Below are 25112 nucleotides of genomic sequence, written 5' to 3' on the forward strand. Positions count from 1 at the left end.
TCTGATTTTCTTTGTTTCAGCGCTCACATACTCGTATGTATGCTGCGCTGCGATGCTCGAAAATCAGGTTATAAGTGTTCAAGCTGGCAAAAGCTCAAGCGCCTCTCACTTATCTTGGTGCTTCAAGTCTGATTTTCTTTGTTTCAGCGCTCACCTACTCGTGTGTATGCTGCGCTGCAATGCTTCAGGCACTTAAACGGGTGAGGTGTCCGCGGCCCCAAGAGAAGGGCTTTCTTCCCGTTTTCTCTCTTTTGCAAAAGGAAGGTAGGGACGAAATACAAAAGAAAGAATGACAAGCAGAAGTAAAATAACCATCATCCATCCCATCAAATAAAAACAGTCGTCTAGGGCTAAAGCAGTAGCCTGGCGATCGAGGAGTGCATTTAATTTTGCCAAGGCTTTCTCCCCTGACAGATGAAAGTGTTCTGCCCGTTCAAAAAATTGTTGGGTAGGTGGGGCCAGGGGAGTTAGCAGGCTGCCTAAGCGTTCATGATAAAATACTTGTCGACGTTGCCATAAAATCACATATAAGCTAGCACCCAAGGCACTGCCAAGCAGACGTACAATATGAAACACGTTGATCCGTTCTGCGGCCTGAGCTTGAGGATAGATAGTTACAGACATGCGGAAAAGCGGTGGTAAAAAAAGGGCGAGTCCAAGTCCTGCCAAAAGCCGCGAAACGGCAATTCTGCCAAAATTAATCTCTACATTAAACGTCGCTGTATAAAAACAGGAAATAGCAAAAAAAAGTAAAGCAGTTGCCAGCGGAATCCGGGCATCAAAGCGTTTGTAATTTAAAAATATTGGGATCCATGCACCAAGAGCCATAGTACCTATCAATAAAATAATCCAGTCCGGGGTATAATTGACGTAGAGTTTCAACCATAGAGATAAGAGAATGACCATACCAAAATAGGCCGAAAAAAGGAGGGCAACATTTAATAAAGCAAAGCAAAAATAGAGGTGTTTGAATAGCCTGAACTCAACGATAGGATGAGGGAACGAAAGACTACGTAGAATAAAATAAAGAAAACCAATTCCGCCTGCGATGAGCATAAAAGTAATTAATGACGAGCGAAACCAATCGAGCTCTTGCCCGAGAATTAAGGCTGTACCAATAAAAAATAAACTAGTGCTATAAAAGAAATAACCCACCTTATCAAAAAGCACTTTCTCCGGCGGCCTATGAAATTTTCTAAAGCCATAACCAACATAGACAATTAAAAAAAGGCAGATAGGAATATTGGGTACAAACAAGGCTTGCCAATGATAGTTAAATGCGACCCAGCCACCCCAACAAGCACCAAGTACCGGGGTAATAGCAAAACAGGTTAAAACGAGTGGCATAACAAATTCAGTTTTTTTTTCTGGAGCCAGGAGAGGGAGCAGAGACATAGTAATTAAGAGAAACAGTGGTCCAGATGCAAAACCTTCCAAAAAACGAAACAAAATGAAATTAAAATAATTACTGGCAATAACGCATTGCCAAGAAAAGACGATCATGAGGCATAAACACAGGACATAGAGATGAATCGCACTCAAACGCGTAACCCAGGGTTTTCCCAACGGGACGCCCAATACGTTACCGAGACAAAAAAAGCTGACTCCATAAGGCGCTAAATAAGCATTGCCCCCAAGATCACTGACGATATAAAGCCCTGCCATCATTGGTAAAGTAAGGTTAAAAATGACAATTGCTAATGAGAGAATCAAAACATATAAGATCATTTAGGTGGCCCCTCGCCAAGAACTACCTCTTTAAGAGCCAGGGGAGTCTGTGCATAATCTTTTAGTTTGGGATCTAAATTATTGGCGATAATATGAGCAATTAATTCCTGAACACCTCGTTCTTCTTTTTTGAATATATCGGTTGCGTAATGGGGTGCTCCTTCAGATGAAGTCGGTACCAACAGGCCGCTTTGATCAGAAACATCAACGGTAACTTCCAACGATAAACCAATACGAAGTGGATGTTTTTTTAATTCATTGGCATCAAGTTTGATACGAACAGGTAAACGTTGGACTATCTTAATCCAGTTGCCTGAGAGGTTTTCTGGGGGTAACAACGAGAATGCGTTGCCTGCGGCGCCTGGCAACCCGACAATTTCTCCATGAAAAACAACAGAGCTGCCATACAGATCGGAAATAACCCTGGCTTTTTGGCCAATACGCATTTTCTTAACTTGCGTCTCTTTAAAGTTTGCATTGACCCAGATTTGATCAAGAGGGATGATGCTGAGTAACAGAGTACGTTTTAACGCCCTCATCCCTACCTGAATCCGTCGTTGTGCGACAAGGCCATCTACGGGGGCATAGATTTTACAACGATAAAGTTGTACCCAGGTATCACGTACCTGTTGGGCAGCTTCCAGCACAAGGGGATGCGCGGTAATGGTAGTCCCCTGCACAAAAGCCAGGGCTCTTTGATACTGACTTTTTATGCTTTTTAATGCGGCAAAGCTTGCTTTCAAATCATCTACGGCATGTTGGTAATCTTCCAGAGATACCCCTTTTGCGTGAATGACTGCATAGCGATGCTTGAAATCTTGTCGGGCTTTCAACAATTGCGCTTGTCTAATTTCAATTTCTGCAGCTAATGTAAAAACATCATGAAAAGCCTGGCAGATATCACGCACAATTCTTGCCAGATTTTTTTTTGCTTTTTCCAGCGCGATTAATGAATCGGTTTCATTCAATTGCACCAGAAGCTGGCCTTTGCTTACAAGAAAACTGTCATCGGTATTAATGCCAGTTACAAAACCTTCCCGCAGGGGTTGAAGAAAGACCTGGTTACCTTCTACATAAGCGTCGTTAGTGTATTCCTCTGTTCGCCAGACGATAAGCCAATAAAGAAAGAGAAGCACAAAAATGCATAAAAGAACAATGGTTAATTTATAAGCAGGAGTCGTTTTTTTCATGCGGTTCTCACCAGAGGGATCTCCGTTTGACAGTAGCCGCCGCCCAATACTTTGGTTAGTTTAACTGACGCTAAATATTGGTTATACAGCAACGTGGTGTTAATTAATTTTTGTTCAATGACTTCTTCACGCAGAGCATAATCACTAAATTGGCTGTCTAGTCCTTTTTGTTGGCGTAATTGGGTTAAGCCTAAACGTTTTTCGGCAGAAACGATGAGTGCTACCTGGTCTTGCTTCTGTTGATAGACGGATCTTGCAAAGGCCAGCACGTCCAGCACTTCCTGGGTACTGCGTAACAAGAGATTATTGTAAGCAAAAATAGCTGCATCAAACTCTGCTTTTGTTCCTCTGATATTTGCTCGAATAGCGCCTGCTGTAAAAATGGGTAAGTGAATAGCCGGCCTTAATGCGGTTGTAGCACTTGAGCGATCAAACAGTTTTTTCCAATGAGTACTTTCTAAACCAACGAGACCAATAATATTGACGTTGGGGTAATATTCCGCCATGGCGGCACCTGTTCTAAAAGCGAGGGCTTTGGCGCGCCAAATCTGTGCCATCAGATCGGGTCTGCGAGCGATTAGATCGATGGAGAGTGTTTGCGGAATATAAAGTTTTTTCGGGAGGGCGGGAAGTTTCTTATCGATCATTAATGGGCAATCAGGGCCGCGTCCTGCCAGAACATTGATAAGGTGTTTATCAACGGCAAGTTCTTCATTAATAGTACTGAGAAGCCGTTTGGCTTCGAATAAATTTTCTGCAGCGAGATAGCTAGGCAGTGCTGAAGACAGTGCGCTCCGCTGCATTAAATTTTGTAAATTGTTAATGCTTTGTCGTACGCTAACCAGTTGTTCATACAATTCTTTTCTGATGAGATTGGTTTGATAAGCAAAAAAGGCTTGGGCAAGGGCTGTTGTTACAATTAATTCGACTTGAGCTTCTTCTGCTCGTTGTGCTTTTTCCTTGCCAATTGCTTCATAAAAAAGATTATGATTTTGTCCCCAAAAATCAAATTCATAATTGAAGGACATGGTTAGATCAACCAAATTGACGCTTAAGGGAAGGTTCGGATTCAGAGCACGGTACAGGCCGTTTTTACTTAAAAATTGTCTATTTTCTGTTGCATCAAAAAACACGAGTGGGAATAACACCGAGCGAGCTACAATGGCCTCTTGTCTGGCAGTAACAATACGACTTCTCATTTCTTGAATAGAGGGATTTGTTGCTAATGCTGAGGCGATCAGGGCATTTAATTCGGGTGAATGATAGGCTAACCACCATTGTTTGTCAGGCCAATCACCCCGTGTAAAAATTTTTTGTTCGTTTAAATTTTTTTTAACGCTTTTTTCCATATTAGGGAGGGCTCGCAAATGCTTCACCTGAGCGTGTGGGGGCAAAGAGATAGAACAGGATGTTAATAGAGTCACTAAACTGACGAAAATGAGTATCCTTGTAATGACCCACATGCATGTTTCCCTTTGCTGACTCAAAACGAATAGAATTCAAAAAGAGGCCTGACGAAGAGCTCGTCTGGCATCCTCTAAGAGATTATCGGGAAAATGGTATCGTTGCAAAAAATAAAACAAAACAAACCGTGAAAATAGCCAAAGTATTTTAATCATTTTTCACAGATGTCAGCATCAACGATCATTTTGTATGATTTAAAAGCACTATAATAGAGTTGTGAAGGCTATTACTCAAATAGAGAGCAAGATGAAAAACGGACTATGGGAATGGAGTAAAAGAGCAGTACTTGCTTTGTTAATTCTTGTTATTCTTGTGTTGAGTTTTAATGTTTTGCTGAGCTATTTTGCAACCCATCTGATTTATTCGTTTACAAGCAAGGGTACGGCGGGTAGCGAGAAAAATCCAGAATTTAATTTGCGAGTCAATCTTGTACCCTCTTTTAAAATAGATGTTGAGCAGTTTGTTTATCGCTATAAGGGAAAAGTTATTATTTCATTTAGGAAAGCAACTGCGCATTTATCTTTACTGGCCTTACTTAAACAACAGTTTCATATTTATGATCTGGAGCTTAAAAAAGGGTTTATCAATTTGGTGAGTTTGCCCAAAATTGCTGAGGAAGAAAAACAGACCGTTGGCGTGAATACCCAAGAGAAAAAAGAACGCGCTGATGGCCAATCTATCCTTATCGATAAGGCTCGTTTATCCCATGTTGATATGGTGTATTCTTTATCTGACTTATTACCACCACTGCATTTTAAAACGATTAAGATAGTCCGTATGACGAAAGAACCATACTCTATTTTCATCGAAACTCGTGGTGACCTACAAGGAAAGCGGTTCAATGTCAGCGCGGTGCTTAATACAGTAGATAAAGCGCAATTAATTAATGCAGAGCTTTTTGTAGCCCAAAATAAATTTTCTTTCCATGCTAAATACGCTAACAATACCCTGGTTTCTGATATCAGCGGCAAGATCGTCAATTCTAAGATTATCGAGAAATTATTTGCCATTCAGCCCGATCAGCTGCCAACAGAGTTTAATGCGAAATTTAGCGCAACTGATAAAAGAATTGCTATTTCTCCTATCCAAATCACTTTTCTTTCCGGTTTAGTCAGAGCTGATATAAGCCAGATAGAATCTGATCCTATTATTATGAACGTTTCATTTCCTCAAAGCTTCGTGAAAGATTTAGAAGATGCTGAAAATTTTAGAACCTGTCCTCTCCCGATGTTGCTGGTAACTATTGTTAAAGATTTAAAACTCCATGCTACCGTTCAAATCACAGATGAAGAAGCTGTTGGCAGTGCAGCAGCACAACAAACAACGGTAATCATTGATGGGCAGGGTATTCAATTTGACAACGATTTTTTACCCCGAGTTTTAAAACAAGGTTTACACCTGTGCTTTGATAAGTTTCCAAATAACAATTCCATGACTGTACCTTGATGACAAATCCATCCTGTGGGCTGAAGGTATGGAATACTATATGCATTTAAATTTAACAAGCGACCACAAAAAAATACTATCATTAAAAGAAGTACACTGTGGTTTGTAGTAGTTTTCCCCTAAGGCATTTATCTATCTGCAAGGATTAGTATGTCAACAATTAATGAGTCAGGAAGAAAATCCAAGGGTCATATTGTTTTAACTTCTCATCCCTCTGAGCATATCGCTGTGCCGCTGAAAATTAAGTGGGGGGCGGAGAATCCAAAAGAACGGGGTCCTATTATTGCCTCCCTTACGAATATCAGACATCGTAATGTGGTAGGTACTCATTCAGGTTCTTACTCTGTCTATCGGGCGTTGGCCATTGCTGCGGGTGTTCTCGATCCGGAGCATAAGCCTGACTTAACTGATACAACACCACCAGTCGTTATTGGTCCTCATAAACAATGGCATGAACCGGGAAAAATTGTTTCTCTCGATCCTTGGGGACATGTAGTCGCGGATGTTTTTGCCGAGGAAATAGCGGCTGGTTATGATATTAGACCGAGTATTGCTGTCACAAGAGCACATATTAATATCCCTGAATTACAAAATGCTATTCAAAAAGGACGCCTGAAACCAGATGGTAAAATTCTGCAAGAGTCAGGCGATGTACTGGTTACTAAAGCAGCCATTGAACCAGTATGGTATTTACCAGGGGTTGCGGAACGTTTTAATGTCTCTGAGGCCGAATTACGTCGTACCCTTTTTGAGCATACAGCGGGGATGTTTCCAGAATTGGTGACCAGAACGGATCTTGATGTGTTTTTACCGCCAATTGGTGGCTTGACGGCTTATTTTTTTGGTGATGTAACGACAATTCATGATCCAAAAATTGAACTTTCTTGCCGTATTCATGATGAATGTAATGGCTCGGATGTTTTTGGTTCTGATATTTGTACCTGCCGTCCTTATCTGGTTCATGGTATTGAGTTATGTGTTGAGTCAGCGCAACGCGGGGGGGCCGGACTCATTGTATATAATCGCAAAGAAGGCCGTGCCCTAGGTGAGGTTACTAAATTTCTCGTTTATAATGCTCGTAAAAGACAGGAAGGTGGTGATACTGCTGCCAAGTATTTTGAACGTACTGAATGTGTTGCTGGCGTGCAAGATGTTCGGTTCCAGGAATTAATGTCTGATGTTTTACATTGGCTTGGTATTACGAAGATTCATCGTTTTGTATCCATGTCCAATATGAAGTTTGCCGCCCTTGAGCGAGCAGGCATAGAGATTGTAGAGCGGGTGAAGATTCCTGATGAATTAATCCCCAATGATGCCAAAGTAGAAATGGATGCCAAACGGGCAGCTGGCTATTTCTCACCGGATCGCATTATTGATATTAACGAACTTGCCATACCCAAAGGACGTGGACTTGATGAGTGATGAGAAGTCATTGAATAGTGTGCTGAAAACGCTGCAAGATCCGCGAACTATTCGTAAACAAGCCGAGCGTATGCTGAGTCTGGCACACCAGGAGCAATTGGAGCATTTTGCTGTGGATAATGAACAAATGTCTGCAACGGCTGCTTTTGTGTTAGACGTTATCCATGATCAATATCCTACCCTGGAAATCCCCTATCATAGTCGTTGGCGGCATTTTACAACGGGTGGTATTGACAGGGTCAATGCATTGACTGCTCGCTTGCACGGGTTATCACAGGAAGAGCAAGGTAAAATCTTTTATGAGCTAGTCATTATCAGTGTTTTTCTGGATGCTGGGGCAGGTAACTATTGGCGTTATCTTGATTCCGATACCGGCCATGAATATAACCGTTCGGAAGGATTGGCGATAGCCAGTTTAGCCCTTTACCTGAGTGGGGTTTTTAGTAACGATCCAAACCAGCCTTGGCGTGTTGATTATGAGCGCTTACTGACTTTTGCTTATTCCGATTTGACAAAGGCTTTCCAGCTAACGAATACCAATGTTCTTGAAGGAGCAGAAGGACGAGTAGCTTTACTTAATCGCTTAGGAATGGTCATTAGCAAACAGAGCCATTATTTTGGGAAGGAAAGGCGTCTGGGTAATTTTTATTCTTATATTTCATCCTTACAAGTGAATCAGACGATTACAGCGAGTCAAATTTTTCAAGCCGTATTAACGGCTTTTGCTGAAGTTTGGCCGGCACGATTACAAGTTGAGGGCGTCCCCTTGGGAGATGTCTGGTACCATCCCAAGCTGAAGACAGATGTCTTGGGTTCCGAATTGATACCTTTCCATAAATTATCTCAATGGTTAACCTATTCTTTGGTGGAACCTTTAGAATGGGGTGGAATAAAGGTAACCCGGTTGGATGATCTGACAGGTCTACCTGAATACCGTAATGGTGGTTTGCTAATCGATATGGGCTTACTGCGGGTAAAAAATAAAGCGTTATTTCTTAAGCCACACAGCCCAGGAGCAGAGGCTATTGTGGAATGGCGGGCTCTGACGGTGGCTTTGTTGGATGAGTTGGCAACGACCATTCGTCAGCAGTTGCAGATGGATGCTGTTGCTCTCCCTTTGGCTAAAATCCTACAGGGGGGAACTTGGGAAGCAGGGCGGCGTATAGCCAAACTACGGCGCAGCGAGGGTAATCCGCCTATCCAAATCATTAGTGATGGCACTGTTTTTTAAAAAAGGAAGAATAATGACTGATCAACATGTGGTTGTAGTAAACCATCCACTTATCCAACACAAACTGACCATCATGCGTAAGAAAGATACCAGTACTGTTAAGTTTCGTACCCTTCTACAAGAAGTGAGTATGCTGCTCGCTTACGAAGTGACGCGTGATTTACCGATTGAGTATGAAGAGATTGAAACCCCTCTTGCGACCATGCAGGCGCCAGTCTTGCAAGGGAAGAAATTGGTCTTTGTCTCTATTCTGCGTGCTGGTAATGCAATTTTAGATGGGATGTTACAACTAATACCTTCTGCGCGTGTTGGTCATATTGGTTTATATCGCGATCCCAAAACTTTGATGGTAGTAGAGTATTACTATAAATTACCTGAACATATTAAAGATCGGGATATTATTGTGGTTGACCCAATGCTCGCAACGGGAAATAGTGCTATTGCAGCGGTCAGCCGAATTAAGGAAGTACAACCGAAATCAATTAAATTTCTTTGTTTATTGGCTGCCCCGGAAGGTATTGCTTCTTTTCACCAGGAACATCCCGATATTCCGGTTTATACCGCAGCAATTGACGAATGTTTGGATGAAAAAGGCTATATCCTCCCCGGATTGGGTGATGCCGGTGATCGGGTTTACGGCACCAAATTGCATGACTAGATTCTTTGGGCATGGACTATAAAAGTACTTATTGCGTATTTAATGATTTTATTGATTTAATTTTTGTTGAATTGAATATTTTTATCTGTTTCAGTAGCGCGAATACATAATAAAATGTTAAGCTTCGAGGCGTAAGATTCACCTCTATTTTATGACATGGCCTGACACATGGAATTTTTGGATATAGCTAATCGGTATATACCTGGTTACGGCCTCCTTAATCGGCGAAAACGCAAGACTTTTGAGCGCTCTCCTGCAGGCCTGCAATTTATTAGAGCAGTTAAGGATACCTTAACTTCGATAGAAGAGATTCGTGCTTCTTTAGCCTGGTGGCAAGTGCTTTTTTCCTCCCCAGAAACAATCTATGCTCAAGCTAAACAAAACTTTGTTGCGCAAAAAACTCGATTGCTGAGTGATATAGAGCAAACGGATGCCTACAAGAAAGTTGTCGCGCGAATTATTTGGGAGATATTAAGGGCTGAATACCCTGACTTTAAATTATTGACCCCGGAACAGAAACGTTTACTTACCCAGGCTGAATTTTCAAGGGTTCTGCAAACTAGCATACCTCCTCTTCTCGAGGATGAACAAGACGTTACGAATCCTGCGGTTCTGGAGCAGATACGGGATGAAAAGAGAAAGATTATTGCCGATTGGAAGGCTCTTTTTCTAGCTGACCCGGAAATGGCTCCTCTTCGTGAAACAATTGCTCAGAGAAAAGAGGAAATTCGACAGCGAGAAATTGTTCAAAAAATAGTTGTCTTAGATGAACGTGCGAATGCTTTGGCTCAAGCTTTCCCCTTGCTTAACAATCCATTGCCTCCACATGAAGAAAGTGCCATCGCAGTATTGCGTGCCAGATACCGCCTTGAAATGCAAAAGAAAGAACCCAATACGGCGAAAGTAGAAGAAATGCTAGTCACCGAAGTGGTTTTTTATTATTTACAACAGGCAACTGCTAAAAATCTTCCTAATGAAATGATACTGCATAATTTCAATCAAAGGCAGGCTAACCGTATTGCCAAAGAAATTATGCAAGCTTTTAATGATAAGGAAGCGCTGTTATTAGACCATTGGCTTCAAGTGTATAAGCAAGAGCTTGGCAACCATATCATTGAAAAGCTGCTTCTCATTAATGGTAAAGAATGGAAAATACCAAGTGATACGCAAGGACAAGTCTTAATGCACTCCTTGTCTTATCTCTGGAATAATAGGGTAGTCAATGGCGGCACAGAGTTTGTCAACAAGCTGGCAGATGCCCATGCCTTTATTCAGGCTACCAGTTTTGCAACACAAAACGAGAGTTCGTTTCTCGCTATCCTCGATCTTTATAACTACAGTCGTTTTGCAAATCAAATTAATGAAAACAAAGCGATTATTGCAAGTTTGCTGGCACCTTTTCGTCCCATTTATGAAGAATACCGTGACATTGGTTTATATGAAAAGGACCCGTTCTTTAAATTTGCAAGAATGGTAATGCCAATGATTGTTGCTGTCACGGCGATTGTCTTGACGGCCCTTCTACTCAATCCGTTAGGCCTCTCTGATTTGGTGTTTACTTTTATCTTAATTCCAACCGTGCTGGTTGCTTTGAGAGCTGCTGCTGAATACATTGTGGTAAAAAATGATCTTTATCAAAAAGCGCGCCAATTCTACTATGGTGGCACGTTTGAAATTCCCGAATTTCAAATTAATCCCAGAATGATCAGTGCTTTTGGCAACCATGAAAAGGCAACAATGGTTAGAAATTTTTATATTGATGAATTCAAACGGTGTGAAGAGATCGAAGCAAGTTATCAGTCAAAAGCAGCCCTTAGTGAGCAAGACTTAATCAGTAGAATGGAAAATGTTAATAGACGTCGTACTCTCTGGTTGGAATGGTACGATATTCATAGCAATCTGGCGCTTGGATATGACAAGACACCCAAAATAGTCTTGGCGCGTTTGCATGAAGTAGGTAATACGGAATTTCAAAGTTTGAAAAAGGTTTTAAAAGATAGCGAAGAAACACAGCTCCAATCATCTGTTAACCGACTGGTTAGTGAGGTTACAACCACCCTTAGCACTACCCCTCAGGAAACCCCTGTTCATAGTGCTGATAATCACGGCATTACTCCTCAAGAAACCCCTGTTGGTAGTGCTGATGGTCACGGCGGTGGTCCACAAGAAGTCCCTGTTGTTAATGCGGATAGTCACAGCGATGCCCTAGCAGAATTACCTGCTGTTCGAACACCAATCAATCATTCCCCTCGCTTATTTAGACCATTGCATTGTCTAGTCCACCAAAAAAGGGTAGAAGAAGTTGATTGTATACTTAGCGCCCTGAGTACACCGATAGTGGGCTGCTGATATTTGACGCTCAAGCTGGCGAAACGCCATAGAGCTTAACTAATTTCTGTTGCGGAAACATTAATACCGCATTAGTAGTTGTTCTACCTTTCTCTTTCAGTCGCTTCATTCCAAACAATTTATTTTTGTTGATGGCAAGCAAAAATCTTCTCTTCAGATTGCCTTATTGGTTTAGTCTGGAGGTGATTAAGGAATAATGGATGTCACAATAGCTAAAAAACAGTTATTGTGCACAATCTTCTATTGATGTCATACTCCATTTCAATACTAGGTACTTCGAGGATGTGGCCATTAAATAGATAAGGGATTGATCATGAAACTCTGGAAGATTTCAAGTTTTATCATGATGGGCGATAGTTTCTCTGCTCAAGGAACGCTGGATAGGCGAAATTTACTTGGGTTTACTCCGATGAGTACTCTGAGTGGTCTGCGAGGCCGTTCTTCTTTAAGTAAATTTACTACGGGTTTAATCTGGAGTGATCATCTAAGTGCAATGATTGCCGAAGAATTCATCATTGAGGAATTAGGTGCTGTTGCAGCCATTGCGGATAATATTAACAGTCATGAGCGACGGGTCGAAATTTTAGTGCAGAAGGGCTATTTCCTTAATAATGATCGGGTTATTAATCATAAAGGTAAAAATTTTATTAGAAACTACGATGAGGCGGGTTTAACGGCACATGATTATAGCTGGGTACCCAGTGTAAACCTTAGTTGTTTCTTTAATCGTTTGATTTTGCCCACTTTAAATGGCGTGCGTAAAAAATTATTAGCCTATGATGAAGCGCTAGAGCTATCAAAAAAACACAAGGCAGAAACATTAGTCATTGAATGGTCTGGTGCGAATGATTTAATGACTGTGAATACCAGTCCTTCTCGTGATTATGTGGATCTGGCTATAAAAGCCCGCATGGAGAATCTGGCTCAATTGGTAAGAAATGAGTATTCTCATTTTGTTTTATTTAATCTACCGGATCTTTCATTAACCCCTCGTTACCAAGCCAAGAAAGAAGAATGTGAGTATACTCGTGACTGCTCGCTCTATTTTAACGAGCGTTTGACCACCGCTTGCCAAGAGTTTGCTGCGACCCATCCTCACTGCTCTGTTGATGTCTTTGATGTGAATTCCATAGTAACTGAAATGTATGAAAACCCTGAGAAATATGGTTTTGATATCGCTAAACTAAAACAGCCCTATATACAATCGACCGATTTTATTATAGAAAAAAGCGATTTTTCTTCAGAAAAAGAGTATATGTTTGGGGATGATGTACATCTTAGTACTTACGTGCATGCAAAATTGGCTGAACAGTTTTATCGCAAATACCGGCTGGAATACTATTTTTCAGCCCCGGAGATGGAATTAGTAAAAGAAGAGTAACTTGCTATTGTTATTGCAGAATCAGGTACATTCTTTATGATAAAAAGAGCAATTAATTGCTGCAAACTACTAAAAGAGTGTGCGTCTGGATCGAATCAGGAAGGATTTTATTATGAAGAAAATGGTGTTTGCTGTTCTGATGATAGTACATCTTAATCTGACAGCCTCCACATCAGCACCCAGTTTTAATCTTTGCAAAAATAAATATGCATTGTGTACAACTGCCTTGTGTGAACCGATTCCAGGAAGAAAAGATTTTGTATCTTGCAAATGTGATGTGAAAGAAGGGTATTCTGCAGGTGAAAAACCTTGTAACGGAGGATATGAAATCATTTACTCGCGTTATTATCCCATTAAAGGTTATATAAGTTGTGAGAATAACCGTCCTTGGGCCTGGTGTTTGGATATGCCATGTTCTATCGATAAGAATGATGCATCACAGGCATCCTGTACTTGCGCTATTGTCAGTAATCAAGGACCTTATGTGATTGTCGCCAATAATTATAGTAAATCAGCTTGTACAGAAGGTCTGTATTCGTCAGCCACGATTACACAGGTGAATCAAGTGACTGATTTTTTAAAAGGACAGAACGAGTTAAAGCCATTTCCTATTAAGGTTTTTAAAGATAAGTAACCAACGAAAAGCGTCGGATAAATGCATGAGTGCTATCCAAAGGGTTTCAGTGCCTTATAAAAACTTGGGATGGTAACGCATCTACCGGTTAATCATTGAGGGGGAGCCTGGTTGATGGAACTCTTTTCACAAGGATTGGAACATGTATGTTTTTAGGCGCACAGGTTTTAATGTAATAAAGTTTATTGCATCAGTTACACTTTTTTTTCACTTCATTGGCCATTTATGGCACTGCATGCAAGATTTTCTCTGGGGACGCTCCGTCATTTCCTGGGAGCGCATAATAAAAACTATCTACCGCTCGGGTGCCAAGCTGGCGATTCCTTTATTGTTCATTAGTGCCTTAATGGGAATGTCTATAGCCACCAATCTTCACCATATTTTAAACAAGTATCATCTGCAACATAAAGCCCTGTTAATTGTGCAAAATTTGTTAACACGTGATTTTGTTCCCTTATTAATTGGCTATGTACTTTGTGTGCAATCTTCGTTGAATTTGATTACAGCTCGAGTTACAAAACTGCATCGTGTCCCACAGGAAGTATTACTGGATTATATTTTGCCTATCATCATTGGGATCAATATTACAGCGTTACTTCTCTACACTTATACAGTGGCTGCTTTTATTTTTAGCGTGTACCTAACCTTCCACTTTGTGTTAGGGATTAGTACTCATGAATATTTGCTGCATTTGGCAGGTTCTATAACCTTCGTGGAAATATTTATCTCGATTTTAAAAACCTCAGTGTATTGTACCATTGTGAGTCTCATCGTAGGCTATTACTATTATGATGTAGCGGTAAGAAATATCTCAGTAAGACAAGCGGTGTCTCGAATCATAACCCGGGGCTTATTATGGCTGACGGCCTTTAGCTTATATTTGAATATTTCTAATTTTTAAGGAGCGTAATGCGTCAGGAGCGACTCTACACATTAGTGGGTATTTTTATTGTTGGCGCACTCAGTTTAATGATTTTTGGCGCAATCTTTTTTTACAATGAATACTTACGTGCCCAGGTGGAAACCTATGTGATGTTTTTCAAAGGATCACTGACAGGGTTGGAAGCCTCGTCAATAGTGACTTACCGCGGGGTGAAAATAGGTCAAGTGACAGCAATAGAAATTACGGAAAATAAAGCCAAGAACGAAGTGGAAATCCCCGTTTATGTACAATTTTTTGTTGAGAAAACGTTTGGACTACGACGTAATCCTATGCGAACACTCATCAAGCAGGGGTATGTTGCTGACATATCAAAGCCTAATTTTTTAACAGGTGTTGCAAATATTGAGCTGGTTCAATCATTGCCTGTGCATAAATACAAGCGAACACGTTATCGTAATTATCCTGTTTTTCCAACAATCAATACAATTGATAAATACACGACTTTAGATGACGCATTAAAAACCGCTAAAAAGACGATGGAAGACATTAGCAAATTTGTTCGTTCAGAAGACATGCGTCAAACAATCAATGCGGTTAAAAATATGGCAGAGAGTTTTGAAAGATTAACCAATAATCTTAATGAAGATACTCCGCCAGTATTCACCTATTTTACCCAAACGTTAAAACAGATCTCGGGGGCTGCTTATTCAGCTCAAAATTTGACCGATTATCTATCGCGGCATCCTGAATCATTATTGCGAGGTAAACAGTGAGAGTAGGCAAATGGAGTTTTGTTTTTTTAATAGGATTAGTTCTTGTTGCTTGCGGACGCAGTAAAGAGTCGCAATTTTATGTGTTAAATCCTATTCCACCGAAAAAACAGCAAATGAATACATATAGCTATTTAAAAATAGGGATCGATGAAGTGAATTGCCCGGCTTATATTGAAAAACCGCAATTAATGATTCACTACACCCCCCATCAGATTGCGTTAAAAGAGTTTCATCAATGGGCTGAAGCTTTAAATAAAAACATCATGCGTGTAGTAGAAACCAATCTTTCCACCCTATTGCCAGGAGCGGTGGTTGAGAGCTTTCCCTGGGATAGTAAATTCAAACCTAACTACCACTTACAAATCAATATTGCTGATTTTGCTATAGCGAGTAATGGTAGCAGTATATTACGCGCAGAATACATCATTTATCATGATCGTGATTTAATTGAAAAACATGACGTTTATTATCACCTGAAGCTTACTCAAGTGACGCCCGAGGCGCTCGTTGTCAGCATGAATTCGAATTTAACTTGTCTGACAGAAACAATTGCGCGCTCATTTATGGCAGGGAAATACCGTCGCGAGGATCTGAAGTAAGGAATTATTTTTGCGAACATATCAACCAGCCGAATGTTGTATAAAACAAGGAAATGAACATGTCAGCGCAAGAGTGGCCTGCCAATGATTATGCAATAGGTTCTTTTATTCAAGCGAATATTGCTGATAATTATTTAAAATATTTGACCATACAGCCAACCGATCAGGTCTTGGATATCGGCTGTGGGAATGGAGCTTATACTCGGAAAATCGTGGCAAAAATTCCGCAGGGCGCACTGCTTGGTATTGATGCGTCTGAGAATATGCTGAAAGTAGCCAGAGAGGAAATGGACAATTATCCTAATGTAAGTCTAGAGCAAGAGGATGTATTAACCATGACCTTCGAGAATCAATTTGATTTCATCGTATCGTTTTGGTGTTTACAATGGTGTGCTTTTAGTATTGAAAAGGCGTTTCAGGCTATTTATCGCGCTTTAAAGCCAGGCGGAAAAATTTTGACTCTTTTTCCTTCAGGTGACGACCCTTTTATTACAAGTTATAGGGCGGTAAAAGCGTCCGGTGAGTTTCCTTGTTTAGCTGGTTTTAAGCCGCCTGTCGATTACAAGAATTTGGATCATTTACAAGAAAGAATGCAGGCTCTACCTTTTAAACGCATAAGCATAGAGCGACCGAAACATGCCTTACCCTTGCCTTCTCTTGATGTTTTCCGCAAATTTGTCAATGGAATAGCCTTTTTTCATGGCCAAATCCCCAGTGATAAAATACCCATGATCAATGAGGCGATGGTAAGCGCTTATGATCGGGAGTGCCAGGAAAAATATCAGGGTGAGTATTGGTTTAATTTATCAATTTATTTGATAAGAGCCGAAAAATAATGCCTCACCAAAAGGGTGGTTTTAATGGCTTTTAAGAGAAGAGCAAATAAACAGTCCTCTTTAGATGTGGCCCTATAATAGCTTTATAGTGGTGATAGTGAGGGCACGACTATCAAACAATCAGTTATCGGTATGGATGTTGCTTTGAATGCTCGTTGGGCTGTGCAGCTCGAATAGACTCATAACTTATAACGATAAATGGTATCCTATTAACCATAGGTTATGACGTTCAATAATCCAAAAGGCCCTTATTAGGCTTCTTCGAGCGGAAACGAAGGCTTAATAGGGTTAAACGATCGAGGGGCTTGAGAAGGGAGCCAATAGTTTGTCCCATGTATTATTAATAGAAGATAATCTTATTGCTGCTCGCCTGACTGAAATCATTATTCAGCAGGCTGGTTGCCAATTTTCTTTTGCCATAAACGGTGAACAAGCCTTAGAACTGATGCAAACAACCCGTTTTGATTTAATACTTACGGAGGTTAATTTACCGGGAATGTCTGTTGAGCAAATGATTCTGGCAATCCGTGAACGAGAAAAAGCGTTGTCCCGCACACCCATCCCAATTATTGGTTTAACAGTGGATATTCTTGAGGAAACCGAAAGCGATTATCTAAACGCAGGGATAGCAGAACTAATCAAAAAGCCCCTGCATTTACAAAAGATGCAAGAAATTATAAAGCACTATATTCCTTCTGCTGTCAACGGGATGGCAGTCAAAAAGTCGGTTACTGGTCAGCTAGGGCGCGATTTACCTGACACCGAAGAGCAATTATTTGCATTAAATAACTTTCCTTTACTTGATAGCAATAATGGAATCAAAATCCTGGGTGATGCCAAGGTTTTTAAAGAATTGCTCAAAGTCATGGTTGATGAAGCAATCCCTGACGATAAAAAGGCGATTGAACAAGCTTATGCTGTTAAAGACTGGGCTCTTATTGAAGAATTGGCTCATAAGATGAAAAGTGGTGCTTTATATTGTGGTACCACTAAAATGCTGTACGCCTGCCAGTATTTGGAGCGTTATCGAAAAGCGGGCCATGTCCAATTATTAGAAGAACTTTACAAGCAATTGTTGGAAGTACTCGCTGATACCGCCTACGAGATTAAGAGATGGCTCAATAGCCATTGAATGCTTAATAAGTCCAAACTTTTTAGAGTTTTGTAAAAATAATGCCAGTTTGGTGATTCTAAATTTAAAATGATCAGTTGGTGACTTTAGACTCTACCCATCGTGAAACCAAAATTTATCTTTTATGTATAAGTATTTGACAAAAAACAACTACTCTCTGTTACGAAGTTATTAAGAATTTAACAAAAGGTTAAATCCCACCTTTCACCTATAGCCTTTTTAGCTCTCTTAGACTAGCATGGCTCATTTTTGAGCTATCGAATCCCAATTAATGCAGTCTAATGAGTCTATAATCAGATAGTGGATTAATTTTACCTTAATAATTAGAAGTTAAAATTACATATATCTATAGAAGTATATAAAAAGCTGCCGCTCGCGAGGTTCTAACATGGCTTATTGCAAGAAATTTATCAATGGTATTAATGCCATTAATTTTTCTGAAAAATCAGTGGGTGTCGTTAAAAATGCTTTAATAGCCTATGCTTACCAAGAATTGAAAAAAGAATCGGAAGCGATTGACGCGCGATTGGCACAGTTGCCTGAAAAAATTGAAGGGAATGAGGCCGCTGATGAGCAATTAGCACTCTACAAGAAAAAGCAGCAAGAAATTAATGGGGATATTAAAGCCCGCATGCTGGCTCTTAGAGACTTGGTCAAGGTTAATTTGGAAGAACCGATAGCCCTTGGTGATTCCGCGCTCTTTATTAGCGAATTTGCACAAAATTTCCGTAATATCAGACACTTGGCTGATACCCTCGCTGACGCTCCTGCCCCCGTTAAAAAACTGCAAACCAATCTCTATGTTGAAATGCTGGCCAAACTTGGGCAAGCAGAACAAGAACAACAATTGCAGACGTTATCGCTCGATAATATCACGGACATGATCAAGCAAGCGACTTTAATGTATGAAAGTAATCCTGATGATGTGCAACTACGGAATCAATGCCAAAGACTTGCACAGATGGGGTTCTACGAAATTGTACGCCGTGATTGTGCAAAAGTAGGCGCCGCTGCTGAGGTTGCGCAATATGATGAATACAAAGAATTTCTTTCAAAATTGCGTACCAACTTACCTGGTGTAGGGGCCTCGGCAATCATCGATAATTTAAGCCAATATAAAGATAGCAATGGGCATTCTGTTGCAGATTTACTAGCGGGCGTAGAAGGCAAATTCAAAATAACACAAAAAGGTGATTGGGATAATTCAGCTAAAATCGGCATGGTTAAAGAACGAAAGGCACTCTTCGATCGATTAAGATTTGGCCAGGAAGATCGCCGCGAATATGCAAGAAAAACCCAAGCAAACCTTACTCGTGATTTATTTTGGGCAAGAAATATCAGGGATGTGGAGTTATTCACTAAAAGCACTGTTGCTGATGATTTGTTTACGGGTTTGGCAGAAAGACGCTTGCTGGCAGGTAAAGAAATTTTTACACCTCGACAAGCTGAATACATCTATCCAACAACCCCAGCTTACCAAAAATTTGAAGAAGCGTTAGATTCCTTATGGAGGCAAAGAGAAGGCTATGGGATTCAATCGGGTAGTAGAATCCAGGTGTTTACTGAAGCAGATGTCAAAGTTCCAATTCCAAAGGCAACACTTAAGGATCCCAATCCTGTAGAGAGGCTTTTGGCATCTGATAAAAGATTAATCCTAATACCACCGGAAACTGCCAGAGGAAAACCAACGTTAATCCAACGGAGTGATAAAACATTAATCAAGCAATGCGTACTGGACATATTTGCTGAGGAAGCTGTTACTCCTACAGTGTCAATTTCTCGGGAGGGTGAAATAAGTGTCAATCTCTATTATTTCGGCCTGACTGAGAAATTTTTAGATACTATTTATACAGTCATTAAATCAAATGGCGGGTTTGGTCGTGATTTCAGAGGAATGTTCAAGAAATTTACGGATAGTACAGAGATTACTGATTGCCTTGAAAGTGTATCAATAAAAGGAAAATCTTTAGCAGAAATTCAAAGCAAACTGACACAATTAGGTTTGACTGGAGAAAAAGCGGAGGCTTGTCAAAAAGCACTAGATAGTATTAAAGCTAGCATCCCCGAAGAGAGTCTTAAAATTAGTCAAGCGGGGTTAGGTGATGGCGAAATACTCCTCCGTAAATTGTTGGAGTTACAATCTATCGCTTCAGTACAAGTAGTAGTCAATGCTATTAATGCTTCGGAAGTACAACCTGTTACTTATCCAAAGCTCAAAACTGCTTTCGCACTTATAAGGGCAGGTAACTACACGCAAGCTTTAGAAGTTCCGGGTATTGCGGATAGTGTCGAGACTGCGTATACCAGGCTTTCTACATTAAACCTGGAAACTGTCCCTTTAGCTTCCCAACGCGCTGTTGGTCCTGTTATCACAAAATCACAGGTCATGGTCACTTCTGCCCGGGAAAGACGGGAAAGAGCCGAGGCTTTGGAAGCGGCTTTCCAAAGCGGAGAGAATGTGGCTGCTAAAGTAGAAGCGGTTTTTCTAGCTGAATACCGGGCGATGAAAGACACCTTGAACTTGAAGGGGCCAGACATTGAACGGATGGAAGCTGAAATCAAAGGTATGGCCACAGAAATGGCTCGCTTGGTTGAGCGTACTCAAAAAGGCGAACCCGCTATTAGTGATGCGGAGCAAAATGCTTATTTTTCCATTGTGCAACAGATTGCGGCCGCAATAAAACCCACAGACATTACCGATGTACGATTCAAAGTAAAACATTCATCGACTGGTCCAATTTCCGTCGTGGTACTAAATTCAGTCGGAGAGCCTGTTTTAGGTAGCCCGGTTGCAGTGAACTTAGGCTCAACAAAACTCCCCTATTCTTTAGTGAAACCACCGGGTGGCGAGTTTATTTTTTCCTATGGTGGTAGTCGTGGTGTGATTGCACCTTTTGAGGGCTTAGAAGAAGCTTATGGAAAGAAAGGCCGTTTCTTTACTCATAGCAGGCTCTTAGGGGTTGGCCAATATGGTTCTGTCAAAGAGGTTGAAAGTTTACTGTTTGGTTTAAACCAGGTGGTAAAAAAAGGTTATGTGCCTGACGCCGATCCAGACTCACCAACCTTTGCTGCTGCGAGTCGTGGGAATTTAAGAACGCGACCTATCACCGCACGGGATGATCCTCTATACCGTATTGAAAGTGATGTTTTGCAAAATCTTTCTAAAGCAGAGAAAGCACAAAAAGGGGCTTTATCTGGAGGTACCCAATATTGGATAGAAAAAGATAAACCCAGAAAAGCTGCGAAAAAAGAACAAACGGTGAAATTGTATCAAAAGGATAAAACTCCCGACCAATATCAGATTCTAACTGAACGTGCAAAGGGTGATACTTTAGCGGATGTAACCAACGCCGAATTAAACCTTTATACAAAAGGTGCTATTGAATATCACGATCCCTCAACGCGACCTGAGAGTGTACCTGGGAAAAAGACAAAGGATTTAAAAGAAATGCTCGCTTTGGGCCAGGCGATTGTAAGTAAAGCCCGGGAATTTGCGGACTTGGGTTTTAGTCATAATGATATCAAACCAGAAAACTTTCTTTATAAGAGAAATCCAGATGGTAGTTATCAGGTCAAGTACATTGACTGGGCAACTGGTGGTTTTAAAGCAACTTACCATGGGGATAAAAAACCTCTGGAGACAATTTTTACCGAAACATTTGGCGCGGGCCTGGTAACCACGACAACGAAGGCTGGTAAATATTGTTCTGATGCCAGTGGACGTTTTGTGGAGGAAACCGAAACTGGAGAGATCATTTTTGGGGTTAAGCCCACTTTACAAATTCTACATGGTGCACGTAATGGTACCCTGCCTTACATTAGTCCCAAGGTCCTGGATATCACCCCTGAAGGTGGAGACAGAAGCGCAATACCTTTATCGGACACTAGTAAACCTAATCCGGAAATGAATACCGTATTCGATACCCCTGCCAATCCCTATATGGATGATTGGTCATTGACCGCGATGGCTTTCGGTATTTGTAACCGTCAGGCTTATTTCAGCCTGGTTAGGGGACGTGCGGTCGGTGATTATGTCATACCAAGAGTTTTGGAAGCTGATGGTAAAGATCCGCAGGGATTAAAAATTACTGATTTAGATAATTTTAATAGGTATTTTGCCTGTGGTGGTGATGTTAGTAGACATGATTTTGAATCCGGCGCTGTCTATACTAAAAAAGACGCCATCATGTTCATTCCTTCTAACCAGCGTGAAGGGGCTCCTCTCCATATCTATCGCCGTCTACAAGGTTTGCAGCAATCATTGGCAGAAGCTGCCCGTCTTAAAGGGGCTCAAAGTCCAGAGCAAAAACTTATCGATAAGATCGATGCCATTCTCACCGATGCTCGGAGAGTAGTTGCTAGTGGCCAGGGTTACACTAAAGTCGAATTGCAAGAAAAATTGGCAGCTGCTCAACAATGCATTAAAGATTATGAACAATTAAACGATCTGGGACATCAGCAAGCCCTGGCAAAAGGCGATGTCCTGCAATCGGTAATTAGAAAAACCACAGCAACCTTCCACTTACTAAATGAGACAGGCAAGATAAAGCACCTGGATATCTTGTTTACTTATCCAAGTAATCCGGAACAAGTCGGACAAGTGAAGGCTGTTTTAGATAAAGTACTGCCTGAAGATCAAATTAATCACATTTTTTTGGAGGACGAAGCGCCTGGTCGCCACATATTAAAAGAATGTATTGCGCAAGGTCAAAATGAACTTCTAAAACATTTACTCAGTAAAATTACTAAATCGAATCCGGACTTTATTGCGGCTGTTGTCAAAGATGGTTTACTGCATTATGCCGCAGAGCAGGGAATGACTGATGTTTTCAATAGCCTGGTTGACACGTTAAAAAGAGCGGGTGCCTCTGAAACAGAAATATTCAAATTCATGATGCAGGAATATGGTCCTGGAGCGGAGCGCCTGGCTACTGCACCCCATATTAAATGGGCAACCAATGGTTTGCATATCGCTGTTCGAAATAATAATGAGGTTCAATTAGGAACCATTTTAGCGTTATTCCCGAATGAAGAAGCAGAAAAATTAGTTGAGGAAACAGTTAGTAACCTTGATGATCCTGGCGTATTACGCACCCTTGTTGAGGCTACAAATAACGGACCTTTCAAAGCACTAGAGGGTTGCGACCAGTTAAATCTGACGGATCAGGCTTATAAATCCCTGCAGAAAGTTGCAGCGAAGCGTTTGGAGCTCTTACAAGGAAAGGCAAAAGAGATCGATGTTGCGCAAGAAAATCTGAAGTGGGCGACAGCAATTGCCAAGTTTGCCAGCGAAATTAGTGAGGGTGGACATGATGGGCAATTGGCGTCTTTAGAGAAAGGTAATTTCTCCCACTATGCACATCAAAGGCTCAAAGAAATAGATGGGACTCTTTCACTTCAACGGTCAACCTTCCCTGAAGAGTTGTATACCTCTGCAATCATGGCAGTAGCCGCGGAACGTAAACGGCAGAAAGTAACAGCGAACTCTGAGAACGCAGCACGTGTACTTGATGAGGCAACCAACAACGTAATTGGAAGCGCTAAACTGGCTGTAGCGATGGCTAAGTTGGCAGGGGAAATTGCTGCTGGTAAACATGATAAAGATCTGAATACGTTAAAAGCGCTAAGCAGCGGAGGTCAAGCACTTGTTCTTGCCATACGGGAACTTAAAAGAATCGATGATACATTAACTATTGATGGCCTTAGTGTAGAACAATCTAAATTGGTAGAGACTGCGGCAGGGCAGCGTGCGCAGCAAAAAGAAGCCTTAGCTACTGCCAAAGTAACTGCCAGGCTTTCTGCAGACGCTAATTTCAAAGCGATCAAAGAGTCTCTTCATCTTTGTGCGGTTCTTGGTAATAAGACCTTATTTAACCAGATCATTGCTAAATACAATGCATTAAATCCTGAGCCTGGGAAGAAAATCGATGCGAAAACCATCCTGGCCATTCTGTTGCCGCCTGATGATACTTCGCCTTACCATCTGTTCATGCGTGATGAAGGGACGCAAGATCTGGCATGGACAAATCTGGAAGAAAATAGAGAGCTTGCCAAAACCTTTCTATTAAAGTCCCCAGTTGGTACAGAGGCTTATCCGTCTTTAATTGCCGCAAAAAACGGTAATTTTGCGGGCGTAAAAGAATTAATTCGACTCGGTGAAAAGCTTGAGTTATCTGCCGAAGAATGGACGGCGTTTTTTAAACAAAGCGATGAGAGTGGCAAAACTCTGCTTAATTATGCGTTAGAACAAGAGCAGTTTACATTCCTTACTGAATTGCTTGCTAAAGTTAAAACGCATTGTGGTGCTGCTACTGAGAAGACGTTAGTTCATCTTCTGAGTAACCCACACCCGGTTAATCCGCTTAAAAATTATTTAGCCGTTGAAAAAAGTGAAGTAAAGCAATTTAAAGTTGTCAATGAATTACTCGATGCAGTGTGTGCTAAAGCGAATCCTCTCAAACCTGAGTTAGAACAAGCACGGCTGGTCGCTTTGTTGGTTAATAAAGATTGGTTAATTGAAAAAGCTCAAAATGAGGCTCTTCACGAAACCCTGGAGAAACTATTACACAGTGACGCACTGTCTATCCCTTTCCGAAGAAGTCTTTTCGCCCAATTAGAAAAAGAGGCCAAAGATCCTGCAAAAACCTTTTTTAAAGGCTTACTCACAGACGTAAGCCCTCGTGAAGAAATTCCGGTTGCCCCAATAGTTGCAATTCAATTACCTCCAGGAATTATGCAGGAAGTGGCCAGACAATCTGGCGATTTGAATGAGTTGATTGCTGCTTTGGCGAGTGATCGGGAAGCGGTTAGGGAGTTGCAGGAGCGCGTTGACGAATTAACGGATGCCCAAAGACGCTTAACGGAAGAATTACGGGTTGAGAAGCTAGCAGTAGTTGAGGCGCAAGCACTTCAGGTGAAGACAGCCAGGCAGTTGGAAGAAACGATGTCTACTGTCCATCGCCTGGAAGAGGAAACGGAGCAGTTAGTAGCGAAGCATAATGAGAAAGTGGAACTACTGGAAGCGGCGATTGCGAGGAAAGATGAGTCGTCTGCGCAAGCTGCAAGCGATCTTGAGCAAGAGCGTTTGCGCCATCAAAGTGAACTGGAGAAGTTAGCAGAGCGCTTAAGTTCAGCAGAAAGTACACGGGATGTGTTATCAGAGCGTCTAGCGAGACAATCTGATGAATTACAATCCAGTTTGTTGAAGGCAGAGGAATTAAATAAACGGGTATTGTCTTTAGAGTCGCGCACCAGCGAGTTACAAGAGGAATTGTCTGTCTCGAAAGGAGAGACGGTGGAAGTACGCCGCAGTATGCAATTGGCTTTGGATGAGCAAGTTGCAGCGACGAAGTTGGCGAAGCAAGAAGCGTCATCGAATTTCGATGC

The 25112-nt window shown here is 41.3% G+C and carries 16 protein-coding genes; 13 read left to right on the forward strand and 3 right to left on the reverse strand.

Going from position 1 to position 25112, the window contains the following annotated elements; genetic code table 11:
* Window positions 1–192: 192 nt before the first annotated feature.
* Genes ACN4Z1_RS02630 through ACN4Z1_RS02640 form a run of 3 tightly spaced genes read right to left on the reverse strand, consistent with a single transcriptional unit; the run spans window position 193 to window position 4381 of the window.
* Complete coding sequence (locus ACN4Z1_RS02630) at window positions 193–1728, reverse strand: MFS transporter (RefSeq protein WP_228364121.1); 1536 nt, start codon at window positions 1726–1728, stop codon at window positions 193–195.
* Window positions 1725–2918 (reverse strand): HlyD family secretion protein, encoded by a 1194-nt coding sequence (locus ACN4Z1_RS02635; protein WP_228364120.1) that lies wholly within the window; start codon window positions 2916–2918, stop codon window positions 1725–1727. Before ACN4Z1_RS02635 ends, ACN4Z1_RS02630 begins: the two co-directional genes overlap by 4 nt.
* A complete protein-coding gene (locus tag ACN4Z1_RS02640; protein ID WP_228364119.1) occupies window positions 2915–4381 on the reverse strand; it encodes an efflux transporter outer membrane subunit in 1467 nt (488 codons plus the stop codon). The genes ACN4Z1_RS02635 and ACN4Z1_RS02640 overlap by 4 nt, the downstream gene beginning before the upstream one ends.
* A gap of 247 nt (window positions 4382–4628) precedes the next feature.
* On the opposite strand from ACN4Z1_RS02640, the gene ACN4Z1_RS02645 reads away from it, so the two are divergent.
* From ACN4Z1_RS02645 to ACN4Z1_RS02705, 13 genes are all read left to right on the forward strand, one after another.
* Complete coding sequence (locus ACN4Z1_RS02645; protein WP_228364118.1) at window positions 4629–5828, forward strand: hypothetical protein; 1200 nt, start codon at window positions 4629–4631, stop codon at window positions 5826–5828.
* A 150-nt stretch (window positions 5829–5978) separates the two neighbouring features.
* Window positions 5979–7250 (forward strand): GTP cyclohydrolase II, encoded by a 1272-nt coding sequence (locus ACN4Z1_RS02650; protein ID WP_115221960.1) that lies wholly within the window; start codon window positions 5979–5981, stop codon window positions 7248–7250.
* Window positions 7240–8481 (forward strand): URC4/urg3 family protein, encoded by a 1242-nt coding sequence (locus ACN4Z1_RS02655; protein ID WP_228364117.1) that lies wholly within the window; start codon window positions 7240–7242, stop codon window positions 8479–8481. Before ACN4Z1_RS02650 ends, ACN4Z1_RS02655 begins: the two co-directional genes overlap by 11 nt.
* Window positions 8482–8494: 13 nt before the next feature.
* Window positions 8495–9139 (forward strand): uracil phosphoribosyltransferase, encoded by a 645-nt coding sequence (gene upp / locus ACN4Z1_RS02660; RefSeq protein ID WP_058447079.1) that lies wholly within the window; start codon window positions 8495–8497, stop codon window positions 9137–9139.
* A gap of 168 nt (window positions 9140–9307) precedes the next feature.
* Complete coding sequence (locus ACN4Z1_RS02665) at window positions 9308–11488, forward strand: hypothetical protein (RefSeq protein ID WP_228364116.1); 2181 nt, start codon at window positions 9308–9310, stop codon at window positions 11486–11488.
* A gap of 313 nt (window positions 11489–11801) precedes the next feature.
* Entirely contained in the window at window positions 11802–12869 is a 1068-nt protein-coding gene (locus tag ACN4Z1_RS02670; RefSeq protein WP_228364115.1) for an SGNH/GDSL hydrolase family protein, read from the forward strand.
* Window positions 12870–12981: 112 nt separating this feature from the next.
* Window positions 12982–13503, forward strand: coding sequence for a hypothetical protein (locus ACN4Z1_RS02675; protein ID WP_228364114.1), 522 nt, complete (start codon window positions 12982–12984; stop codon window positions 13501–13503).
* A gap of 235 nt (window positions 13504–13738) precedes the next feature.
* Complete coding sequence (locus tag ACN4Z1_RS02680) at window positions 13739–14404, forward strand: ABC transporter permease (protein ID WP_228364113.1); 666 nt, start codon at window positions 13739–13741, stop codon at window positions 14402–14404.
* Window positions 14405–14412: 8 nt separating this feature from the next.
* On the forward strand, window positions 14413–15159 hold the full coding sequence (locus tag ACN4Z1_RS02685; RefSeq protein ID WP_228364112.1) for an MlaD family protein: 747 nt from the start codon (window positions 14413–14415) through the stop codon (window positions 15157–15159).
* A complete protein-coding gene (locus tag ACN4Z1_RS02690; protein ID WP_115221955.1) occupies window positions 15156–15758 on the forward strand; it encodes a PqiC family protein in 603 nt (200 codons plus the stop codon). Before ACN4Z1_RS02685 ends, ACN4Z1_RS02690 begins: the two co-directional genes overlap by 4 nt.
* Window positions 15759–15817: 59 nt before the next feature.
* A complete protein-coding gene (locus tag ACN4Z1_RS02695; RefSeq protein WP_228364111.1) occupies window positions 15818–16594 on the forward strand; it encodes a class I SAM-dependent methyltransferase in 777 nt (258 codons plus the stop codon).
* Between the two features lie 325 nt (window positions 16595–16919).
* Window positions 16920–17726, forward strand: coding sequence for a response regulator (locus ACN4Z1_RS02700; protein ID WP_228364110.1), 807 nt, complete (start codon window positions 16920–16922; stop codon window positions 17724–17726).
* 388 nt (window positions 17727–18114) lie between these two features.
* Window positions 18115–25112: hypothetical protein (locus tag ACN4Z1_RS02705; protein ID WP_419423038.1), on the forward strand; the 6998-nt coding region annotated here is incomplete at its 3' end.

Source organism: Legionella sp. ST3F1 (genome assembly GCF_048553315.1).
Classification (GTDB): Bacteria; Pseudomonadota; Gammaproteobacteria; order Legionellales; family Legionellaceae; genus Tatlockia; species Tatlockia donaldsonii.

Coding starts and splice junctions, on each gene's coding strand:
- ACN4Z1_RS02650 (WP_115221960.1), top strand. CDS start 5,979: ATGTCAACAATTAATGAGTCAGGAAGAAAATCCAAGGGTCATATTGTT.
- ACN4Z1_RS02630 (WP_228364121.1), bottom strand. CDS start 1,728: ATGATCTTATATGTTTTGATTCTCTCATTAGCAATTGTCATTTTTAAC.
- ACN4Z1_RS02665 (WP_228364116.1), top strand. CDS start 9,308: ATGGAATTTTTGGATATAGCTAATCGGTATATACCTGGTTACGGCCTC.
- ACN4Z1_RS02685 (WP_228364112.1), top strand. CDS start 14,413: ATGCGTCAGGAGCGACTCTACACATTAGTGGGTATTTTTATTGTTGGC.
- ACN4Z1_RS02640 (WP_228364119.1), bottom strand. CDS start 4,381: ATGTGGGTCATTACAAGGATACTCATTTTCGTCAGTTTAGTGACTCTA.
- ACN4Z1_RS02645 (WP_228364118.1), top strand. CDS start 4,629: ATGAAAAACGGACTATGGGAATGGAGTAAAAGAGCAGTACTTGCTTTG.
- ACN4Z1_RS02675 (WP_228364114.1), top strand. CDS start 12,982: ATGAAGAAAATGGTGTTTGCTGTTCTGATGATAGTACATCTTAATCTG.
- ACN4Z1_RS02635 (WP_228364120.1), bottom strand. CDS start 2,918: ATGAAAAAAACGACTCCTGCTTATAAATTAACCATTGTTCTTTTATGC.
- ACN4Z1_RS02680 (WP_228364113.1), top strand. CDS start 13,739: ATGCAAGATTTTCTCTGGGGACGCTCCGTCATTTCCTGGGAGCGCATA.
- ACN4Z1_RS02670 (WP_228364115.1), top strand. CDS start 11,802: ATGAAACTCTGGAAGATTTCAAGTTTTATCATGATGGGCGATAGTTTC.
- ACN4Z1_RS02695 (WP_228364111.1), top strand. CDS start 15,818: ATGTCAGCGCAAGAGTGGCCTGCCAATGATTATGCAATAGGTTCTTTT.
- upp (WP_058447079.1), top strand. CDS start 8,495: ATGACTGATCAACATGTGGTTGTAGTAAACCATCCACTTATCCAACAC.